13 protein-coding genes are annotated in these 21,267 nt (G+C 61.7%); 5 read left to right on the top strand and 8 right to left on the bottom strand.

The features are described from left to right. Window positions 1–53: 53 nt before the first annotated feature. The 7 genes from QFZ40_RS19915 to QFZ40_RS19885 form a co-directional block, all read right to left on the bottom strand. Complete coding sequence (locus tag QFZ40_RS19915; protein ID WP_306906522.1) at window positions 54–2,051, bottom strand: penicillin-binding transpeptidase domain-containing protein; 1,998 nt, start codon at window positions 2,049–2,051, stop codon at window positions 54–56. 36 nt (window positions 2,052–2,087) lie between these two features. Beyond that, a complete protein-coding gene (locus tag QFZ40_RS19910; protein WP_306906521.1) occupies window positions 2,088–2,228 on the bottom strand; it encodes a hypothetical protein in 141 nt (46 codons plus the stop codon). 84 nt (window positions 2,229–2,312) lie between these two features. Continuing rightward, the gene (locus tag QFZ40_RS19905; RefSeq protein ID WP_306906520.1) at window positions 2,313–3,752 is read right to left on the bottom strand and encodes a phytoene desaturase family protein; all 1,440 of its coding nucleotides are present in this window, start codon (window positions 3,750–3,752) and stop codon (window positions 2,313–2,315) included. Continuing rightward, window positions 3,745–5,211 (bottom strand): glycosyltransferase family 87 protein, encoded by a 1,467-nt coding sequence (locus QFZ40_RS19900; protein ID WP_306906519.1) that lies wholly within the window; start codon window positions 5,209–5,211, stop codon window positions 3,745–3,747. The genes QFZ40_RS19905 and QFZ40_RS19900 overlap by 8 nt, the downstream gene beginning before the upstream one ends. A 120-nt stretch (window positions 5,212–5,331) precedes the next feature. Then, window positions 5,332–5,475, bottom strand: coding sequence for a hypothetical protein (locus QFZ40_RS19895; protein WP_306906518.1), 144 nt, complete (start codon window positions 5,473–5,475; stop codon window positions 5,332–5,334). Between the two features lie 658 nt (window positions 5,476–6,133). Further along, window positions 6,134–6,706, bottom strand: a complete 573-nt coding sequence (locus QFZ40_RS19890; protein ID WP_306907006.1) for a histidine phosphatase family protein — start codon at window positions 6,704–6,706, stop codon at window positions 6,134–6,136. Between the two features lie 8 nt (window positions 6,707–6,714). Beyond that, complete coding sequence (locus QFZ40_RS19885; protein WP_306906517.1) at window positions 6,715–8,223, bottom strand: CCA tRNA nucleotidyltransferase; 1,509 nt, start codon at window positions 8,221–8,223, stop codon at window positions 6,715–6,717. 207 nt (window positions 8,224–8,430) lie between these two features. Between QFZ40_RS19885 and QFZ40_RS19880 the strand changes: the two genes are divergently transcribed. From QFZ40_RS19880 to trxA, 5 genes are all read left to right on the top strand, one after another. Further along, window positions 8,431–8,931 carry an NUDIX hydrolase gene (locus QFZ40_RS19880; RefSeq protein ID WP_214964453.1) on the top strand — a complete coding sequence of 167 codons (501 nt, stop codon included), beginning with the start codon at window positions 8,431–8,433 and terminating at the stop codon, window positions 8,929–8,931. A 71-nt stretch (window positions 8,932–9,002) separates the two neighbouring features. Then, entirely contained in the window at window positions 9,003–11,141 is a 2,139-nt protein-coding gene (murJ, locus tag QFZ40_RS19875) for a murein biosynthesis integral membrane protein MurJ (protein ID WP_306906515.1), read from the top strand. Window positions 11,142–11,312: 171 nt separating this feature from the next. After that, window positions 11,313–12,926, top strand: a complete 1,614-nt coding sequence (locus QFZ40_RS19870; protein WP_306906514.1) for a discoidin domain-containing protein — start codon at window positions 11,313–11,315, stop codon at window positions 12,924–12,926. A gap of 247 nt (window positions 12,927–13,173) precedes the next feature. Beyond that, window positions 13,174–14,130: a thioredoxin-disulfide reductase gene (gene trxB, locus QFZ40_RS19865; RefSeq protein WP_306906513.1), complete on the top strand. Its 957-nt coding sequence runs from the start codon at window positions 13,174–13,176 to the stop codon at window positions 14,128–14,130. Between the two features lie 36 nt (window positions 14,131–14,166). Beyond that, the gene (trxA, locus tag QFZ40_RS19860) at window positions 14,167–14,493 is read left to right on the top strand and encodes a thioredoxin (protein ID WP_267276998.1); all 327 of its coding nucleotides are present in this window, start codon (window positions 14,167–14,169) and stop codon (window positions 14,491–14,493) included. A gap of 5,441 nt (window positions 14,494–19,934) precedes the next feature. Here the strand turns inward: trxA and QFZ40_RS19855 are convergent. Then, window positions 19,935–21,233 (bottom strand): ParB/RepB/Spo0J family partition protein, encoded by a 1,299-nt coding sequence (locus QFZ40_RS19855; RefSeq protein WP_306906512.1) that lies wholly within the window; start codon window positions 21,231–21,233, stop codon window positions 19,935–19,937. Window positions 21,234–21,267 lie beyond the last annotated feature (34 nt).

Raw genomic sequence — 21,267 nt, 5'->3', positions numbered from 1 at the left:
GTCAGTACCGCGGGGTCAGTACCAGGGGTCAGCACGGCACCAGCTCAGTGCTGTCAGCCCGCGGCTGTGAGGAACTGTTTGAGCAGCGGACCGGACGTCGTGGCGCCAAGGCCGCCATCCTCCACGAAGACAGCAACGGCCAGGTCACCATGTACGGCCACGATCCAGGCATGTGTCTTAGGCGGGTTGTCGTTGCCGAATTCCGCCGTCCCCGTCTTAGCCCCCACCGGCGGACCAGGGACGCTGGCCAGGAAGCCTGCATGGCCCGACGTTACGACGGCCCGCATCATGTCTGACAAGGCTGCCGCCTCCGCAGCGGTGATCGGCTTGTCTGAAGCCTTAGACGGCGCCTCCGCCGTAACAGTCGACGACGGCGACGGCGACGGCGGGGTGGCGTCTGCGGTAGGCCCGGCGGTCGTCCCTGCAGCGGCACCGGCGCCGGGATTCAGGACCAATTGCGGTGAAACGGGCGAGCCCTTGGCCACGGAACCGGCCATGATGGCCGCCGCAAGCGGCGAGAGGAGTATTTTGCCTTGCCCGATCATCGAAGCTGCGTGTTCGGTGCCTTCTGCGGCGCCGGGTACCGATCCCAGGAAAGCGGCGGCACCCAGTGAGGGCACTTCCACAGCCACTCCCATGGCCATTGCGGCGGCCTCGAGTTGGCCTTGGCTGACGTTGTCCCGCTGCGAAATAAACGCGGTGTTGCAGGAGTGCGCGAAGGCATCACGGAGCGTCACGGAGCCCAATGAAGAGGTGGGATAACCCTCCGAATTCTTGAACGTCCGGCCGTCAACGGTGAGCGTGGGCGTGCATTCCACTTTCGAATCGGGGGTTAGCCCGTCGCGCAGCAAGGCGAGTGAATCCACCATTTTGAAGGTGGATCCCGGCGCGTACTGACCGAGCATGGCAGTGTTGTAGCCGTTGCTTCCGGGGCCAGATGCCGCCGCCAGTACCGCTCCGCTGGACGGCCGGAGGGCCACAATGGCGGACGCCGGGCCCACGTTGGCCAACGTGCTCTCCGCGAGTGCCTGAAGGTTCGGATCCAAAGTGGTTTTCAGCGGCGTGCCCGGGGTCGGCGCCACCTGGAAGACCACCCTGCGGGGATCGGTGGCGGCTCCTTGGATCTCTTCGCGGGTGAGGTCTGCCCGCTGGGCACGGATGACAACAGCGGGGGTGCCACGAAGTTGGGCGTCGTACTGCTGCTGGAGCCCTCCGATACCTGTTACATCCCCGGCGCTCAGGGCCCCCCCGGAGGCATCGATCTGTTCCGCAGTGGCCTCCCCGACCGAACCGAGAACGGCACGGGCGAAGGTGCGGCTGGGCGCGAGCGGCACGCTGTCAGGAATTCCGCGGGCCCCTGGAATGGCGGCGATCTGCTGGTCGCTGATGGTCCTTCCCTCATCCCGCAAAGTGATGGCGGAAACGAAGGCTTCAGCGCCGGCGGCCTGCACCTGTTGTGCGTAAGCTGCGGGGTCCACTCCCACAAGTTGGGCCAGCTTGGTCGCTGCCGCGGCCGCGTCCTGGGTCCCCAGCTGGGGCTTGTCGATGCCGACATTGACTACGGGCCGGTACGTGACCAGTTTTGCGTCACCGGCGCCCAGGATATCGGCGCGCTGTGGTGCTTGAGTGCCCTTGCTGAGGATTTCGTTGTCAGCAAGGCCGGGCACCAGGATGGTGGGGTCCCAGACCGTCAGCCATTTGTCGCCTGATTTCTTGAACTTGGCGGAGACCGTGTACTTCCACTCGCCGGCACCGATTTTCCAGGTGTAGTTCAGCGGAGCAGTGGCGTTGTCGCCATCCAGGGTAACGTCGCCCACCTCTACTGCCGGTTTGTCCGGGTCGAGGGCTTTGAACACGTCCTGGACCTGCTGCTTGGCGACGGCCGGGTCCCTGCCATCAAAGGCGACGGATCCGACGTCGAGCGCGGAAACCGCTGACGCAAACTGCTTGGCAGCATTTTCTGCACCCCCGCGGCCATCGTCGCAGGCGACCAGCCCGGCGCCGAGAATGAGTCCGATGACGGCAAGTGACAGATTTTTTGAGTTCCCCACTGCGCCATTATGCCCCTTTTTGGAATGCGCTTGCTCTCAGGTTCCCGCGCTGCGCCCCGACCCGTCCGGCTCCCAGTCCAAGGCGGCAGCATCCTGCGCTTCGTCGTAGGCGTCGCGGGCGTCCAAAATGGCGGGCACGCAGTGGCCCTGCTCGACGAGATCGAATGCCCTGCGCACCGGAGGGCATGCTTCACCGCCGCAAACTAAAACCCCGGCCTCCCACTCGGCAGGGAGTGGCTATTGCGGCGTTAAATGTAAGCCCTAAAGGCCAAGTCCCGGGACCGGCAGACCGAATATGTCCTTGAGGGCATGCTTCGCTGCATGATAACCAGGCATGCCCGTCACGCCTGGTCCCGGTGGCGTGGAAGATGAACAAATGTAGACCCCGCGCAATGGCGTCCGCCATGGCACGGGTGAAACTACCGGCCTCCGGAGCAGGCCGGGTACATCCATGATTCCGGCGCTGAAGTCGCCGCCGACATAGTTGCGGTTGTACTCGGCCAGTTCCGCGGCGGTAGTGACGCGGGCCTGCACCACCACGTCCCGGAACCCGGGGGCAAAACGTTCCAATTGAGCCGTGACTGCCTCGCCCATGTCCACCGTGGATCCGGCAGGAACATGGCAGTACGCCCACAGGATTTGGCGGCCTGCCGGCGCCCGGCCGCCGTCGAAAGGCGATGGCTGTGCCACAAGGACATAAGGCCGCTCCGGGTGCCGTCCCGCCCTTACCTCGTTTTCTGCTTTCGCCACTTCGGCGCGGGTACCGCAGACATGCACGGTGCCGGCCTGTGCCAGCTCCCGGTTGGCCCACGGGACCGGTGCGGAGAGGATGAAGTCCACCTTGCATGAGCCGTTTCCGTAGCGGAAGGCTTCGAGGGACCGCCGGTAGCCGTCCGGTAGTTCCGTGCCTGCAATGCCAAGTAATCCCCGTGGCGCGACGTCCAGCAGTGTTGCCCGCGGCCTGCCCAGTTCCCCCAGGCTTTCCACTGGAGTCCCTGTGTGGATCACGCCGCCGTGCTCCTTGATGTCCTCGGCCAATGCGGCGGCAATGGAAGCTGATCCGCCAACTGGAATCGGCCAGCCCCGGGCGTGTCCCAGTGCGCTCAGCATTAGCCCTGCCCCGGCAGCTGCCAGGGAGGGAAGATGCGAGACTGCATGGGCCGCCACGCCCGTGATCAGCGATGGAACCAGGTCCTCCCGGAATCTCACATTCCATAACGGCGAGCCCTGTTCGAGGGTCCGCAACCCGAAGAGGACCGCTGCAACCGGGTCCGCCGGGAACCGCAACAGCTGGTTCTGCGTGAGGTCCATGACGCCGTCGATGCGGCGGACCAGCGGAAGCATCAGTTTCCGGTAGGCATCCCCGTCGCGCCCCAGGGCAGCGGCACTGCGGTCCAGGGAGCGGTAGGCAAGAGCCGCCCTGCCGCCGTCCAGGGGTGAGCCGAAGGAAAGCTCCGGTACAACCAGCTCCACCCGCCGCTCCAACTCGAATGCGCGGAAGAAGGGTGATGCCAACGCCATCGGATGGACCGCAGAGCAGATGTCATGGATGTGCCCGGGCTGCATCAGCTCCACAGTGCGGGTCCCGCCGCCCATGATCGCTGCCGCTTCGTACACCTCGACGGAGAGGCCTGCGCGGGCCATAACCGCAGCGGCCGCCAGTCCGTTGGGTCCGGAGCCGACCACGGCGACGTCAGGCACGGCTCCCCGCCCTCCACGGCAGTAGGGATTCCAGCGGACGGCGGAGACTGAGCCGCAGCTTGTCCGCCGCGCCGTCGAAGGGGCCGCCATGGGGGTCGTCCAGGTCATGGCGGCGGACGGGGTCGTAAGCGGGATCGTAGATGTCCCACGCCACCCTGAACATTAGATATGCAGTTGCAAGCATATGTGCCACCACGGCGAGGACGTAGTAGGGCATATCTATATTGTGCTGTGAAGGGCCGCCGCTGGTCACCTGGCCCAGGTACATCCAGATGGCAGCCCAGTGCAGGCCCTCAATGCCCTGCCAGATGAGGAAATCACGCCACCGGGGCCGGGCCAGCGCCAGGAGGGGAATCAGCCAGATCACGAACTGGGGTGAGTACACCTTGTTGGTCAGGACGAATGCCGCGACGATCAGGAATGCGAGCTGCGCAAGGCGGGGACGCCTCGAAGCTGTCAGGGCCACGACGGCAATCCCCACGCACGCCAGCACAAAAATGTTCAGGGCCAGCGAATTGACCGTGTCCGGGCCCAGAGTTTTCCAACTGAGCCTGTCTGCCACCAGGTTGTAGGCGAACCAGATGGAACTGTATCCGGCGGGCCTGTCCTCGGTGAATTGGTAGAAGTACTTCCAGCCGGAAGGGTTCAGGACCGCAACGGGCACATTGACGGCCAGCCAGGAAACGGCGGCGGCCCCGGCGGTAACCAGCAAGGCCCGGATCCGTCCTGTACGCAGGGCAAGCAGCAGGATGGCACCGAATATCAGCACCGGGTAGAGCTTCGTGGCTGTGCCGAGCCCGATCAGGACGCCTGCAAGTACCAGCCGCTCACGCGAAAAGAAGTACATTCCCAAGGCCAGCAGGGCAACGGCCCACATGTCCCAGTTGATCGTCCCGGCAAGGACGATTCCCGGGGCCAGTGCCACCATTGCCGCATCCCAGGGCCGTCGGTGCGACATCCTTGCAGTCGCGAGCACAGTGACAATCCAGGCTGCGGCAATGAGCGTGGCATTGACGTCGAAATATCCCAGGACGCGGGCGTCGCTGACGCCCTCTCCTGGAACCATCAGAGCGGTAACGCCGGCAATCAGCCCCATGAGGACCGGGTACTCAAACAGGCTTCCCTGGCTGAGGAACGGGAAGGTCCCCGTTCCCAGGCCCCTGTTGCGGAACAGCTCGGGAAAGTCCGAGTAGCAGGTGGCGTAAAACTGGCTGGGTGACTCCCACCCGTTGACGCGGCAGTAGCCTTTGACGAGTATGCCGGCCAGGGCGGCCAGGACAGTCAGGATGATCAGCACCCGCTCCACAGTGAACACGCCGGGCGAGACAATCCCGGGGGCCGACCGTGCACCCATCGGCCCGCCGATCAGTTCGGTGAAGTTCCTCAGCAGCAGATCGCTGCGGCTCGGAACGACCAGGCGGGCGCGTCGTCGGTGCGCCGGCTGTTTTGTCTCCTGCATGGTCTCGAGCTTACCGGTGTGGTTAAACGGAGGAGCCCAGGCGTCGCCGCGTGGGCTCCTTGCGGATGAGTGCCGGCTTTGGCCATCAGATCCTCCTATGGCCCGAAGAGGGCTGTGGTGTCAGTTCAGGCCACGGATCTGCTGGTGTAGCGCTGCATAGACGTACTCACGGTGCCAGTTCAGCAGTTCTTCGTTGAATTCACGGCGGTTGCCGGCGACAGGGTTGGGTCCCGAATACAGCATTTCCAGAAATTTCTTGATCATTGTCGTACCTCCTTTCGCGCATATCGGACAGCCTGGCTGGCAGGCTGGGAGCGGGATGTTGCGGCTGTTGTGGCGGTTGTCGTTTCCCCCGAACATGCCTGGAAATGAAATTAGGCATGACAATTAGCGCCACTGATGGTCGTCACAATAAGCGGCATGAATTCAGGCAAAGAAATGCCCGATACTAATTGGAGTGTTCGCGAGAAAGCGAAATTAGGGCCCCTGAGGCTATTGCACGGCAGACCCAACAAGAAGCTGGTTCCGAACTATGGGATGCTGCGCAACCGCAGGGTTCCGCCTGGACCGGCGCCGACCCTAGCCGCCCCTACATGCAGGGCGGCCAATGAACTGCTATCGCTCCACTGGTGCCAGGCACCAGGAGCTCAGCGTCTTAGGAGTCAGATCGTCGGTCAAGATGGCGCACAGTAGCGACAGGGGCCGGGAACGCGGTGATGGTCATCTTCCATCCGCTAGTCAAAGTAATCATTTCTCCCAACCTCCTTTTCCGCTATGCCATTGCACCGGCTGACTGGCCAGTGGAATGTGCGCCGAGACCCCGGCAAACCGCTCTGGGGTCAGAAATAAAATTACACTACGAATACAGCGGCTCGCCACTTAATTCGTAAAGTTTTCAAAAGAAGTTTTTAAAAACCGGCCTTTATAGTCCCCAGCGGACAATCGCGGGAGTCTTTTTATCCCAGCCAAGGGTGCACACCTTTGCCGTTCCCAGGATGAAGTGCCGGCCTTCGCCTGCCGGGAGTTCGAGCCAACGCGCCGTGAGAATCCTGGAGAAGTGGCCGTGGGCCACAATGAGTACGTTGTCCAGCCCTGATTCGAGTACCCGGGCCACAATCTTGTCCGCGCGGGCAGCCACCTCATCCAGCGTTTCGCCATTTGGCACGCCGTGCGTCCAGATCAGGTAGTCCGGGTTGTCCTTGCGGATCAGGTCCGAGCTGATGCCTTCGTAGTCGCCGTAGTTCCATTCCACGGCGAGCGGCTCGTGCTGCGCGTCGGGGAAGCCTGCCAGTTCTGCCGTTCGCCGGGCGCGACGCAGGGGAGATGTCAGGACCAGATCGAAGTCGACGGAATCCAGGACCTTCCGTGCCTCGACTGCCTGCTGCTCGCCCTCTACGGTCAGGGGCAGGTCCGTGAGGCCTGTGTATTGTCCGCTCTTGGACCATTCGGTCTCACCATGGCGCAGTATCCAGAGCTGGGGACGTGGCGCAATCATCGGGACGTTCACTTGGACTCCTCCTTGGGGGAAAATTCGACGCCGGCAGGGGGCATCGCTGCCTCCGTAACCGGAGGCTGGGATTCGGGCTGCTCAGCCCACCAGCTGAGCAGCCTGGACTTGGCGTCATCCGGCGTCAGCGGCCCGTTCTCCATCCGTTCATCGAGCAGGAATTTGTAGGCGCGGCCCACCACGGGTCCCGGTTTGAGGCCCAGGATGGCCATGATCTGGGCACCGTCAAGATCCGGACGGACCGAGTCCAGGGACTCCTGCTCCCGCAGTGCCGCGATCCGGGCTTCAAGGTCATCGTAGGCAAAGGCGAGCCGTTCCGCCTTCCGCTGGTTACGGGTGGTGACGTCCGAGCGCGTCAGCAGGTGCAGCCGTTCCAGGAGGGGGCCCGCATCGGTGACATAACGGCGGACGGCCGAGTCGCTCCAGCCGGCCTCCCCGTAGCCGTAGAAGCGCATGTGCAGCTCCACCAGGCGGGCCACGGCCTTGATCGTGTCGTTGTCGAAGCGGAGGCTTTTCATCCGCTTCGCCGTGAGCTTGGAACCGACCATGTCGTGGTGGCGGAAGCTGACGGCGCCGCCCGGTTCAAAACGGCGCGTGGCGGGCTTGCCGACGTCGTGCATGAGGGCCGCGAACCGCAGGACAAAATCCGGAGCCGGCACAACGCCGTCGGAATCTGTTTCCAGCCCTGCCGCCTGCTCGAGTACCTGCAGGGAGTGCTGGTACACATCCTTGTGGCGGTGGTGCTCATCGGATTCGAGCCGCAGCGCGGACACCTCGGGCAGCACAAACTCGGCCAGGCCCGTGTCCACCAGCAGATCCACGCCCACGCGGGGGTGGGCCCCGCAAATCAATTTGACCAGCTCGTCACGGACGCGTTCGGCCGAGATGATGGTGATCCGTTCGGCCATTTCGCTCATGGCCAGTCGGACGTCGTCGTGCACGCTAATTCCCAGCTGGGACGCAAACCGTGCCGCCCGCATCATCCGCAGGGGATCGTCGGAAAAGGAGGTTTCCGGGGCGCCGGGGGTGGCCAGCACGGAGGCGTGGAGGTCGCGGACCCCGCCAAAGGGGTCGATGAGTTCCAGGCTGGGCAGCCGCAGTGCCATGGCGTTGATGGTGAAGTCTCGGCGCAGCAGGTCATCGGTGAGTGATGAGCCGAAGGCCACCTCCGGCTTGCGGGACTCGGGGTCGTAGGCTTCGGCGCGATAGGTGGTGATCTCGATCTGATAGCCCGACTTCCTCATGCCGATGGTTCCGAAGGCGCGGCCGATTTCCCAGTAGTTGTCCGCCCATTTCTTGATCAGGGCAACCGTCTGGTCCGGTGTGGCATCCGTGGTGAAGTCCAGGTCGGGGGACGTCCGCCCGAGGAAGAGATCGCGCACCGGGCCGCCCACCAGGGACAGTTCGTGGCCGGCGTCGACAAAGCGCTGCCCGAGCTCCAGGACCACCGGGTCCACCTGGAAGTCAACGGTGTGGGTGTCAGTCTTGTGATGTGCGTGCGCCATAGTTACTTAAGCTTGTCAGAAACCAGCGGCTCGGCAGGACAAAATCGTGTCAAGATCGCGCGCATTCGCTCGAACGCCTGCAAAGTACGTCATACGCAGTCCATCTTGATGTCATGTTCCGGTCATCAGGGACGGGCAAGAGTCGTTAGAGTGGACTTCATGGCCCATCCCGTACCGAGCGCTCCCGGCAGGAGGACAAATCCACCGTTGCCGTCGGCAATCGGTGCCCACGTCGCGCCTGCCCCGCATTCGGCCCCGGCCTCGCTCCCTACGGTCGAGGAAATCTCCGCCGGCGGCGTTGTGGTGGACACGTCCGACGCCGAACTGAGGGTTGCGATTATTGCCCGCCTTAATAGGGGTGGACGGCTCGAATGGTGCCTTCCCAAGGGCCATCCGGAAGGCAACGAGAACAACGAACAGGCTGCCGTCCGCGAGATCGCCGAGGAAACCGGCATTGACGGGCGCATTCTTGCTCCGCTTGGCAGCATCGACTATTGGTTTACGGTCAGCGGCCACCGTGTCCATAAGACTGTGCACCACTACCTCCTGCGGGCCACCGGAGGGGAGCTCACCATCGAAAACGATCCTGACCAGGAGGCTGTTGACGTGGCCTGGGTTCCGATCCAGGAGCTGGCGCGCAAGCTCTCGTTTCCCAATGAGCGGCGTATCGCAGACCTGGCCAGGGAAGTCCTGCCGGAGCACCTTTGAGTCTTTCGCTTGACTGGTGTCCGCCCCACGCCTTGCGGCATTAACAGCCTCAGGGTGAGACGATGAACTCAATGTCAGCTACCAATTTCCCTTCCGACAAAGCGGGTGCGGCCGGTGAAACCGGGCCTGCTGCCGCCCAGCCGGTTCCAGCCCAGCCGGTCCCTGCGCAGCCGAGTGAATCCCGCTCGAGTGCCATCATGGCGGCGGGCACTCTGGTTTCGCGGTTCCTGGGCTTCGGCAAGACATGGATGCTTGGTGCTGCGCTGGGGCTGAGTTCCACGGTCAACGACACGTTCATCAACGCCAACAACCTGCCCAACCTGATCTTCCTGCTGGTGGCCGGCGGCGTGTTCAATGCGGTGCTGGTGCCGCAGATCATCAAAGCCAGCAAGGCGCCGGACAGGGGAGCGGACTACATCAGCCGCCTTCTGACCCTTGCCGTCCTGCTGCTTCTGGGCCTCACCGCCTTGGTCACCCTTGCCGCGCCTCTGATTATCGACCTGACCACGCAGGGATACTCGCCTCCGCAGAAGGGCCTGGCCATCGCGTTCGCGTTCTGGTGCCTGCCGCAGATCTTCTTCTACGGCCTTTACGCCCTTCTGACGCAGGTACTCAACGCCAATGGTGCCTTTGGCCCGGCCATGTGGGCTCCCATCCTCAACAACCTCGTGGCCATCGCCGGCCTCGGCATGTTCATCTGGATCTTCGGTGCCAACATCGATAACGCGCACACATTGGACAACTGGGGTCCGTCGCAAACGCTGTTCGTCGCGGGTTTCTCCACCATCGGGGTGGTGGCTCAGACGACCATCCTGCTGATTCCGGTATTCGGCCTGAAACTGAGGCTCCGGCCCCGGTTCGGGTGGCGCGGGGTGGGACTGGGCCAGGCAGCAAAACTGAGCGTCTGGACACTGCTGACCGCCGCCGTCGGGCAGCTGGCGTTCCTCTACGTCATGCGCATCGCCACCATCCCGGGAGCCGAACGCCTGCGACTGAAGAATGCCGGCGATCCCGCAGCCAATTTCCTGCCCGGCAACGCGGTGCTTGAAGTGGCAAGCCAGCTCTATCTGCTGCCGCATTCCATCATTGCCTTGTCCCTCGCGACAGTCCTTTTCAACCGGATGACCCGTGCCTCGCAGGACGGCAACAAGGCCGAGCTCCGTGAGGCCCTGTCCCACGGCCTCCGGACCATGGCCGTGGCCACGGTGTTTGGTGCGCTTGCCCTGTTCGCGCTGGCCGGGCCGCTGGGCATGTTCTTCTCCGGCGGCGACAAGCAGGACGGCGTCATGCTGGCGCAGACGCTGACCATCCTGGCTCTCAGCACGCCGTTCATGAGTGCCAACTTCATGATGTCGCGGGTCTTTTATGCCAATGAGGACGCCCGCACGCCGTTTTACATCCAGCTCCTGCTGGCCGTCGTCTACGTCGCCGGTGCGTTCGCCATCCAGTTCCTGCCGGTGGGCCAAGTCATCTACGCCATCGCCATCCTCTATATGGTGGGCAACATCCTTTCGGTAGTCATCAGCGCATACTTCCTACGCCGGCTTCTGGGGCACCTGGACGGCCCCCGGATTGCCAATTCGTATATCCGGATGGGATACGCCGCGCTCGGCTCCGCGATAGCAGGCGCCGGGGCACTGTGGCTCATGGGCAGCTACAGCCCCGACGGCTTTGCGTGGAGCGACCGGCTCGCTGCCCTGGTGACCCTCATCGTGGTCGGGCCCATCATGCTGGTGGTCTATGTCTTCCTGCTCAAGATCTTCCATGTAGCCGAACTCCGTGACCTACTCCGGCCCCTGCTGGGACGCCTCGGCCGCGGCCCAGCCGGATCGCCGGACGCCGCCGGGGGAACGCCGTCGTCGTCGAACGCGGAAGGAAATGACTCGGGACCCCAACATCCGATGCCTGCCCGGGCCACCGTCTCGGTGGACACCGGCCTGATTCCACGGATCTCGGGTGAGTTCGACGCAGCTTCCTTCCGAGCGGGACCGGCGCCGGAACGCCTGGCACCGCCGGCACGTGCTACAGCGACGGGAACGTCCCGGGAAGGCGACGCCACGGACGTTCGCTACCTGCCTGGCGAGGACGTTCCGGGCACGGCGCGGGGGAGCCTTATGCGGGACGAGATCCCCTTGCCTGGCCGCCGCACGTTCCAGGGGAAGGCAGGCCACAACCCCTACTTCAGGTCCCGGCGGCCGCGGAAAAAGTGATCTCGACCGGTTTACTGGCTGCCTGTCTCCACCGGCGGCCGCGGCCCATCGGCTAGGATCGACTGTGAACAGGGGTAGTTGCGGTGAAGCATCAGCCAGCTCGCCGGCAGGCTCTTGACCGGTGATGGCATCATATGCAGCGGCAATTCCCGGACAGTCTAGGAGGAACACGTGTCCCACCCGATCGATGTTGGATCAGTACTCGGCGGCCGGTACAAGGTCACAGCCACTGTATTGACCTCGCACGGCCACGATCTGGTGCTGGACGGGGTGGACCAGGTTCTCAACCGTCCGGTCAGCATTCTGGTTGCAGGCCCGGAGAACACCGAGCAGGTGGCGCAGAGCGCACGCGAGGTTGCCACCGGTGAACGCCCCGGCAACGTCCAGGTCCTGGACCTTGGTGTGACCGACGCTGCAACCTACCTGATCACCAACCACACGTCGGCCGCTGACCTGCTGGACCTGGTCGTCGCTTCCAACCCGCCGTACGTTGAACCCTTCTTCACGGACACGCTGGGCAGCGAAATCTTCGGCCAGCCGCGGTCGCACGAGCCGGAGCCGTACGACGACGAAGAAGAAAACGTCGATGCCGGCTACATCAACTATTCGAATAGCCATCCGGGCCAGGTGGATGGACACCGGGCGGCCCCAGTGGTCCCGCCCAGGCCGCCGGCACGTCCGACGACGGCCCCTTCCGCAGGTGCTGCTGCGGGCGCTGCAGCAGGTGCGGGCGCAGGAGTCGCTGCTGCAGGTGCGGGCGCCTTCCATGGTGCCGAAGCCCGCACGGATGCAGCCGGCGTCGAATCATCCGGAGACTCCGGTGCCGAGCACCAGGCCACCGCACCACAGCCGGTCCAGCGCGTTGCCCCTCAGTCCGACGTTCCCGTTTCTGGAACTGTCGGACCGAATGACGGCCCGGCCGCGCGATCTCCCAAGGTATCCCTGTGGTCGGAGGACGATTACGGTCATGACGCCGAGGATCAGGACGTCGCCGACGAGGTGCCCGCCAGCAGCCGGGAACCAGCCGCGACAGACCGCTCCACGAAGAGCTTCCCTGCTTTTGCCCGCTCCTCAGCACCTGCAGCCACCGTGCCGCCCGCATCAACTGCCGGGGACTACTACGAGGACGAGACCGATCGGGAACCCCGTTCCATGCGCTGGCTTGTGGGCGGCCTCCTCGCCGTCGTACTGATAGCCGGACTGGTATTCGCGGTGACCAACCTGGGCACCCTCTTCAAGAGCGATCCGCAGGCAAACACCGGCCCCGGCGCGTCCGCTTCGTCCACACCGGGAGCGGGTACTGCAGGCCCGACGGCGAGTTCCGCTGCTCCGGCAGTCCCGCCAGCAATCGAGAGCATCACCCGGCAAGGGAACTTCGACTTCGCCGCCACGTACGACGGGGACTTGGTGAAGGCTTTTGACGGGAATGCTGCCAGCTACTGGTCGGACATGGAATTTGCCACGGAAGCGTGGGGCGGGCTTGCACCCGAGGGTGTGCCACTCATCGTGAAGCTCAAAAACCCGGCCAAGGTTTCCTCCATCACGCTGACCCAGCTGGGAGCATCCGGCGGAAACATCAGCATCTATACTAACGACCGCCCCTCGGTGGACGGCGCCAAACTGGTCGGGACGAACAGTTTCACATCAACGGACCTGACCATGCCATTGGCTGAGCCGGTCCAGGCGCAGTATGTCATCATCAACATCAAGGCGCTCCCGAAGCTGGCTGCGCCCAAGACCCGGTACGGCTACGGGCTTCGTTTGTCAGAGATTAAAATCCAGTAGCATGCGCCCCTGCAGTCGGCTCAGAGTCGCCCCTATGTTGCGCCGGATTTCTTCGGCTGTGGCCGGGCGCGGCTCTGCTGCCCGCACCCGGTAATCTGGTATGGCGTCTTGCTGGGGTGGCTCTGTTCCGTGATTCACGGTTTCTCCGTTTCCACGGCGCCCGGAATATTCAACATCAGGATTCAGTTGTGCCATGTGGCCGGCCCCCAAAGCCGCCGCATCGATTAAGGAAGAGGTTCACCGTTCAGTGAGCAACGCAGAAAACACCGCGTCCGAAGTGCGTGATGTCATCATCGTGGGCTCGGGCCCGGCCGGTTACACGGCAGCCGTCTACACCGCTCGTGCCAACCTGAAGCCCTTGCTTTTGGCGGGATCCGTCACCGCCGGCGGCGAACTGATGAATACCACCGATGTCGAGAACTACCCGGGGTTCCCGGAAGGCATCATGGGTCCCGATCTCATGGAGAACTTCGAGAAGCAGGCGGCTCGCTTCGGCACTGAGATCCAGTTCGAGGATGTCACGGCCCTGCAGCTCGACGGCGACATCAAGACTGTCACCATCGCCACCGGTGAATCTTTCCAGGCCAGGGCGATCATTCTCTCAACAGGGTCCGCGTACCGCGAGCTTGGCTTGCCCAACGAAAAGCGCCTTTCCGGGCATGGAGTGAGCTGGTGTGCAACCTGCGACGGTTTCTTCTTCAAGGACCAGGACATCGCCGTCATCGGCGGGGGAGACTCCGCGATGGAAGAGGCACTCTTCCTGACGAAGTTCGCGAAGTCAGTCACGGTTGTTCACCGGCGCGATTCCCTCAAGGCCTCAAAGATCATGGCCGATCGTGCACTGGCCCACGAGAAGATCTCATTCGTGTGGAACAGCACGGTTGACGACGTCATAGGGCAGGACAAGGTAACCGGTCTCAAGATCAGGAACCTGCTGGACGGAAGCGTTTCGGACCTGGCCGTGACAGGTGTCTTCGTGGCCATTGGAAACGATCCGCGGACCGAGCTCGTCAAGGACGCGCTGGAGATCACTCCGGCCGGAACGATCGCAGTAGAGGGCCGGAGCTCCAAGACCAGCATTCCAGGCGTTTTTGCTGCCGGCGATGTTGTGGACCCGACGTACCGGCAGGCCATCACGGCGTCCGGTTCGGGTTGCGTCGCTGCCATCGATGTAGAGCATTACCTCGCAGACCTTCACGCGTAACCCGCGTAACGGCCAATCGAAGAGAGAGACAAAGTTATGAGCAATGCAAAAGACGTAACAGATGCAAGTTTCGGCTCGGACGTTCTGTCCGCCGATAAGCCGGTCATCGTGGATTTCTGGGCAGAATGGTGCGGTCCCTGCCGCAAACTTGGCCCCATCCTCGACGAAATCTCCGTGGAGTACGGTGAGAAGGTCAATGTCGTGAAGGTGAACGTGGACGATAACCCCGCGATCGCCGCCGAGTATGGCATCACGTCCATTCCGGCTGTTTATCTCTTCCAGGACGGCCAGGTGAAGAGCACCGTTATCGGAGCCAAGCCCAAGCAGTTCTTTGAAAAAGAATTTGCCGACGTCCTTTCCTAGGGACTGTGTCTCCTCCTCGCAAACGAGGACGGGTCAGTAACCTGAATTAGTGGCCACCGCTTCCCGGAGCGGTGGCCATCTTCTTTTCCGCCGCCTTGGTCCACATCGGGGATCCCGGGTGTGACTTGGCTTGAACCTACGCAGAGACTGAAAGCGTTCTGCCGGGTGCGGTGCGACTACTGCAGTGTGGAGTGGGATCAATTGAGTTCGTTTTACTAGGACGCTTCTTTTGTGCAGGATTGCTCATGCTGCTCGCTTCATGGTCCGTTGTCTCCTGTCGACTGCTGCAGCTTCTTCCACGGCCGGTGAACAGGGGGGAGCGCAGCGTGTTTCACGTGAAACAGTGAGAACGGTCCCGCTTCCTGCTGCTTCCTCCTTTGGGCCCGACTGGGTTCCATCACCGAGCAAGACAGGATTTGGTCGCTTGGTTCCGAGGAAACGTTGCACCGTTTCACGTGAAACCAGACGCATCACTGGTGTCTGCCAGACCCCGGTCGGTCCGCGCCCAATGCCTGGCCGCGCTCGACACCGAAACTTCCCCGGGCTACTGCGCCCACCTTTCCACTCATGACGAAAGTACCAATACACAGGACCAATAGCCGACCAAAACAGGTATCTATCCCTCCAAGAGCAGCAATACTTCAATGCCAAACCGCCCAGGAGCAGCAATGCCTCTGAAGAGGCATCAATGCCAGATCGCGGTTCATGTTCTGATTCTCTCGATTTCCCGCAAATGGTGAACTTCGTTGGGGCGTCTGAGAGGGGCATCTGAGACCAAAGGCAATCTCAAGGGTCAGGCGCCGCGCCAAGGAAACCATGCGACTCCTACTCCACGTTCCCGCGCTGCGGGCTCAGCTCTCAAACTTCGCCATGCGTTCCATACCGAATGATCAAGCGACTGAGAGTACTCCACCCTCATCCCGGACATTTGGGTTTCCGGGCGCGACTACGAGTCCGTACGACTGATTCGAGAAGCTGACGCCGGTACGCCTCGACTTCTGCGTAGCGGACGGTTGGGATCGCCGTCAGGGAAAGAGAACGGATGAAAGCCCAGTTGTGGCCTCCCATCTTCTATTTTCACGATATGAGTCTGTGGTGAGGCTCGGTTTTTGCTGCCAGCGCCTCTCGTGTTTCACGTGAAACATGTCAAGCAGTCGGGGCCGCGAATTGAGCCGGCGTCTACGCGCAGACACATGAAAAAGGTAGCGTTACTGCCAGAAGAGGACAGATCCAATAACGGAAGATTCCATCGTCGACGTAGGAGCCATGGTTTGTAGATGGCAAGGTTGTCCAGGTAGCGGGTTCAGCATTTCAGGCTTGCTGCCCAGGGAGTACGCCTCCCTCGAACAGTCAAAGTCATGTCTCCGCGATACATCACGTTCGAGAATCAGGACAGCGTTCCACGACAACCCGTGCACCCGCCAGTTTTGGCTTCTGGACGGGGAGTCTTGTGGTTCGGCTCGGGAACAACATGTGATCTGATTCGACGGTTCTGCGGGTTCCAGCAATCGGGGCAGTCTGGGCATTGCACAGCCCTGGCAATAGCAACACGGCCACATCCGACTGTAAAAAACATTGGATTTGGATCAGCACCAGCCCTCGGCCCTGCCATGCTGAGTGCTCACGACGATAGCGTTTCCGCTGAAGTCCAGGATGGGCGGTCAGAACGCACGGATCGTAATACGGGCACTCCAGGAGTCTTGAACGATCTGGGATTGGGCGCCTGTCCTGAGAAAGGAGTGCATTTCGGAGACCATCTCACGCGAACGCTGACGTCGGCTGAATCGAGACCTTCTACAGCGCGGACCCATTCGGAGCCGGCTATTCTCCTTTCTCTCGTCATTCCCCTGACTTTCTGCGTCTCTCCGCCGCCGCCAGGTATGGCGCTAGATTTCACTGCAACGGAAGAGCTGATGACCAAATGGCGGTCCCGCCACAGGGCCACCTATTTCCTGATCCGAGTGCTCAACCGGCTGTGGCCAAGAGAAGAACAGATCAACATCGAACTGGGTTCGAGCAACTCCCTCTTGTCCCATCCGGGGTCCGGACTCACCCCATCTATGTGCGGTTAGAGTTTCACGTGAAACACCATCCCGCTGGTCTGAACTCGCATCTCAATCCCCAATGGCATTTCGGCTCAGCGTTTCAGATAAAACGGTGACCCCACACAGGATCGCGCGTCGGCACCTACAGCAAACGCGCCACATATCCTGGAGCGTCGGTTTCTCAACAAGCGGCCTTCCAGTTCGCAAGCCTCAGCGACACGAGAGTATGCAGGGACAGAGCCCGAGTGTCCGGAGACCGACCGGATGGGTCGGCGCATACGTAGCCCTTCTGTTCGCCAAGCGGGCGGGTCGCACGGCTTGAATCCTCAGCACCACATCACGACTCCGGACCCAAGTGGAGTTCGATTTGGCCGATTAATGTATCGGCGGCGAGGACGAGCCACGTTCGCTGCGTGGCTTACGTCCAGCGAAACCGCATGCTCTTCGCCGGGGAGCCAGATGGTCATCACTAGGGAACCAGGGAACCAGATGGTCCAAGGAGGTCCTCGGGTTCAGGCGGCCATCGTTGGCGTACCTACTGGAACAGTCACCAGACCCGCCCATCTTTACCGTGCCTGCAGCTCCACCCATTCGTGGCGGAAGCGATGCAGAGTTCGTGGCCCCCGGGAAGGGCCACATACGTGGTCCAATCCCACAGTGGTTCTGTCTCCCACGACCTTCGTCCGAGGGATGCAGCTAGGCTCATCCGTGCGTCTCAGTGCCACGCGACCGATGACTCATGCTCCTATGCACCGAGAGCGACCGGTTATCCCCAGAAGTTATTCACACCGTTATCCACAGGCCTTCCCACAGCTTTCTCGGCAGGTTAAGGGGCCTGTGGATTTAGATCACGAGTAGGGCTGCGACAGCTTGTCATCGTATCAAGCGTAGGGACGGCGGAATAGAGAATCATCACCTCCGCTTCTGACCTGGTTTTCCACGAATACTCGCCGGAATTCGCCTACACAAGGCGATTTTATGCAGTTTTCGGCACGGGGAGTATGCCGCTCCTTCATGTTTCACGTGAAACAGCTGACGTTCCGGACTGCCGGCTATGTACTCGAGGTCGTTCGGGAACGTTTTGTCGCATGGGCGTCTAGCACAGAGGGCGGACCTGAGTAGGACTATCCACAAAGTTATCCACAGCGATATCCACCACACTATGCACAGCCAAGGCTGCCGTTCATACCGTGTGGAAATGTGCAGCTGAACCTCGTCCTCGCGCTGTGGACTCCATTTATGGCCCAATGTGGAGGATCCAAAGGGCGCCAGGGATGACGCGAACACGATTGAGGAGATCGCTCTGCCTGTACGACTGCTGGGTCCAGACAATGGTCGACAGAGCAAGGCAATGACTTTGTGCGCGGGAAATTGACGACGACTAATCCTGGATGGCTGGTCGCAAGAGAAGCTCAGCTCGGGGACTGCATAAGTGCAAATCAAGCAAAGCTGCGAATGCACCTACAGGCAGGGCTATCGTTCCGGTGCCAAGACACTGCCACACATACCGGGAGCAAGAGCACGATCCGGGAATCTGCATCATCAGCCCGACAACAGACAGTCCGCGACTGGGAGGCCCTGAGATGCCACGGATGCCCGCTCCACCACGTCGATCCGTCCTTGCCATTGGCGCTGGGCGAAGACTGAGGCCAACGGCCACTACCCGGCTTCTTCGAAAGATGATCGCATCGTGGGCTTACCCCGCGGACGAAATGTGCTCCTCAGCACGGCGCCCGCAAGGTCGTCGCAAATACCCCGGACCATGGGGGAGCGGTCCGAAGCCCATTCATCCATTTGCGCAGACCTCGTCGTATAGACAACACCGGGGCCGAACTGCTTCCCCAACGACGGACGGCTACGTGGCCGGAAGATCTGAAGGCCTCGACGGGAGACGGGCAGATGGCGGTCAAGATAGATCAGCCCTCCGGCCGGCCGAACCGTCGTTATAGACGATCATGCCCAACTCGGATAGCTGGGCAAACATGCCATTCTCCGGTGGGAGAACGTGAGCGGCTTGCCGGGAACAGCATCGCGGCAGGATTCTGCGTACATCTCTTCCGCAGCGCGAGCACGGGGACCTGGACATCCCAGAGAGAGGTGTGAGCACCCACGGTGCCCATAGCCATGATGCCGACAGGACGCCGCTGTTGAGCGCTTCAAGCGGCTGACACACGCCGCGTAGGAGCCTTCCCGTGCCGGCCCGACCGTCGGCAAGAGCGACCCGCTTCTGCATGGTCTCGACGGGCATGCAGGGATCAGCTATCAGTCCGCGAGCCCTGCGGCAGCGCTGGTAGCGGTAGGGGTTGGCTGGCGCAAATGTAACGATGCATTCCCCACATCATCCACGGGGGAGCTCCTCCACCGTTGTGTGGCTGAACGGACTCACTGTAAGTGTCTCTGCCAGGGCGAAAGGTTGGTCCCCTCCCGCCAGCCCCAAGAGTCCCATGTTTCACGTGAAACCTATGCAGCAGGCCACTGCTCGACTTCCGTGTAGCGGGACCACTGGATGAACGGTCACGTCGCATCTGGCTCGAGGAATATGCAGCCAGTGGTTCGGATACCCGGAAGGGACAATATGATCCAGGTGCCACCATTCCCAGATCGGAAGAATGGCCGTTCCCCCGAGTCAACCGACAGAAACCCTGGTCTCGGCTGAGCGGATGTGACGTCCGTGCGGAGGCAACGACGTTTCACGTGAAACCGAGCGTGCCGCCACGGCAAAACCACATCCTAGTTTTCGTGTAGCCGGGGGATGAGTTCTTGAGTTCTCGGAGCGTGAGTTCTGAGTTGTCGCATAGTGGCCGCACCGCACACAACAGGATCGACTGCGGATAATCCCGGCAGCGTGTTCAGCTGACTAGTGGGAGATTGTGCCTCTCAGATACGATTCTCCACGCAGAAGCGAAAAGGCCAAGCGTTCATCAATCGGCTACACGATATTGGCTAAGGAAGGTCTGGCGACAAAAGGCCTTTGAGAACAAGAGCGCGTCGACGCTTGGCACAGTCCGATCCCAGGTCAGCGCCAAAACACGCAGAGCGTCTGTGCGCCATTCCTCCATGGTTTATATGATTTCGACGATCCTACTGCAGTATTCACGAATGCCCTACATGCCTGCAGCCTGGAATCTACCTCCTACGCCCCGATTCCAGCGTCACCGGATCTTGCAGGGCCAAAAATCAGTTCCACAACCACGAAAGGAAACCTAATCGGGGGCGACTCCTACCTGCAGTCCACAAATACCGACGTTGAAGACGATCACAGGGGATAGCACGGTGGTCAAGTAGAACGGCACGCAGTCAGAAGCTCAGTAAGATTCAGGGGAAACAAAAGCGGGCCTGTTTCACGTGAAACAGGCCCGCTCTAGAAGACTGTACGGCTAGTTAGAAGACATACGGCTAGTTCTCGTCGCCGGGAGCCAAGACCTCCATGATGCGATTAAGGTCTTCAACGCTGGCGAACTCAATACTTACGCGTCCCTTACGGACACCCAGAGAGATCTTAACGTTGGTGTCCAATCGGTCTGAGAGGGAAGACGCAAGATAATCCAGGCGCTCGTGACGGGCACCTGGCCTCGGAATGTTGTTCTTAGGCGGCTTAGCAGGATCCTGATACAGGGTGACTGCTTCTTCCGTGGCACGAACCGACATACCTTCGGCCACGATTTTTTGCGCCAACCGCTCCATCGCTGCTGCATCCGGAAGGGCAAGCAGCGCGCGGGCATGCCCGGCAGAGAGCACACTTGCAGCTACCCGGCGCTGGACCAAGGGGGGAAGTTTGAGCAGTCGGAGTGTGTTCGACACCTGGGGACGGGAGCGTCCAATGCGATCGGCGAGCTGTTCGTGGGTGGTTCCGAAATCTTCGAGCAGCTGCTGATAAGCCGCCGCTTCTTCCAGCGGATTCAGCTGGCTGCGGTGAAGGTTCTCAAGCAAAGCATCCCGGAGGAGATCATCGTCAGTGGTGTCACGCACAATGGCAGGAATGGTTGCCAGGCCCGCAGCCTGAACAGCCCTCCACCGGCGCTCACCCATCACCAGCTCATAGGGCTCTCCACCTTCTTCGGTTGATGTCCGCACCACAATTGGCTGGAGGACACCGATTTCCCGTACGGAGTGAATGAGCTCCGCCATGTCGTCTTCATCGAAGACCGAGCGTGGCTGTTTACGGTTCGGATGGATGTCTGTCACGGGAATCTCAGCGAAGCGCACTCCGGGGACTTCCACCAGGTCAACGCCGTTGTCTGTTTCGGGAATCTCACCCTCAGCCTTGGGCGTCTCGGTCGCTGCGGAACTCTTTGTGCGTCCGTTCACGCTGTTCGCTGTCTTGCGGGCCGCCGGCTCCGTCCCGGTAGCCGTCTTGGCCGTTGCGGGCTTGTCAGCCGTCTTGGTGTCTGCCGTGCTTTCCGCTTTGGTTGCAGCGGCTTTGGAAGCATCTGCGGTTTCGGTGGCCGTTGCCGACTGAGTGTCCGGAGCAGAAGAAGACTCAGAGCCGGACGAAGAGGCTGAATCGGCCGAAGGGGTCCGGGTGTCATCCGTAGAGAGGGAATCCTCGCCCGGGACTACCTTCTTCCGACCCTCCGGAAAGAATAGGTCCACTGGGCGTGACGCAGGTGTTCCAGTGCCCGACCCGTTGATAGCGGCGGAACTTGGAATGAGTGCGCCAAGACCGCGGCCTAAGCCCCGTCGCTTTTCGCTCATGGATAGATCCCTCCAGTGGACGAGTCCGGCATCG

Origin of the sequence: Arthrobacter pascens (genome assembly GCF_030816475.1) — a bacterium.
Lineage (GTDB): Bacteria > Actinomycetota > Actinomycetes > Actinomycetales > Micrococcaceae > Arthrobacter > Arthrobacter pascens_B.
The sequence above is the reverse complement of the archived record's forward strand: the minus strand, read 5'-3'. Positions and strand labels throughout refer to the sequence as shown.

Excerpts from the sequence above, each read along its gene's own strand:
- QFZ40_RS19900 (WP_306906519.1), bottom strand. The coding sequence starts at position 5,211 with ATGCAGGAGACAAAACAGCCGGCGCACCGACGACGCGCCCGCCTGGTC.
- QFZ40_RS19895 (WP_306906518.1), bottom strand. The coding sequence starts at position 5,475 with ATGATCAAGAAATTTCTGGAAATGCTGTATTCGGGACCCAACCCTGTC.
- QFZ40_RS19890 (WP_306907006.1), bottom strand. The coding sequence starts at position 6,706 with ATGATTGCGCCACGTCCCCAGCTCTGGATACTGCGCCATGGTGAGACC.
- QFZ40_RS19885 (WP_306906517.1), bottom strand. The coding sequence starts at position 8,223 with ATGGCGCACGCACATCACAAGACTGACACCCACACCGTTGACTTCCAG.
- murJ (WP_306906515.1), top strand. The coding sequence starts at position 9,003 with ATGTCAGCTACCAATTTCCCTTCCGACAAAGCGGGTGCGGCCGGTGAA.
- trxA (WP_267276998.1), top strand. The coding sequence starts at position 14,167 with ATGAGCAATGCAAAAGACGTAACAGATGCAAGTTTCGGCTCGGACGTT.
- QFZ40_RS19855 (WP_306906512.1), bottom strand. The coding sequence starts at position 21,233 with ATGAGCGAAAAGCGACGGGGCTTAGGCCGCGGTCTTGGCGCACTCATT.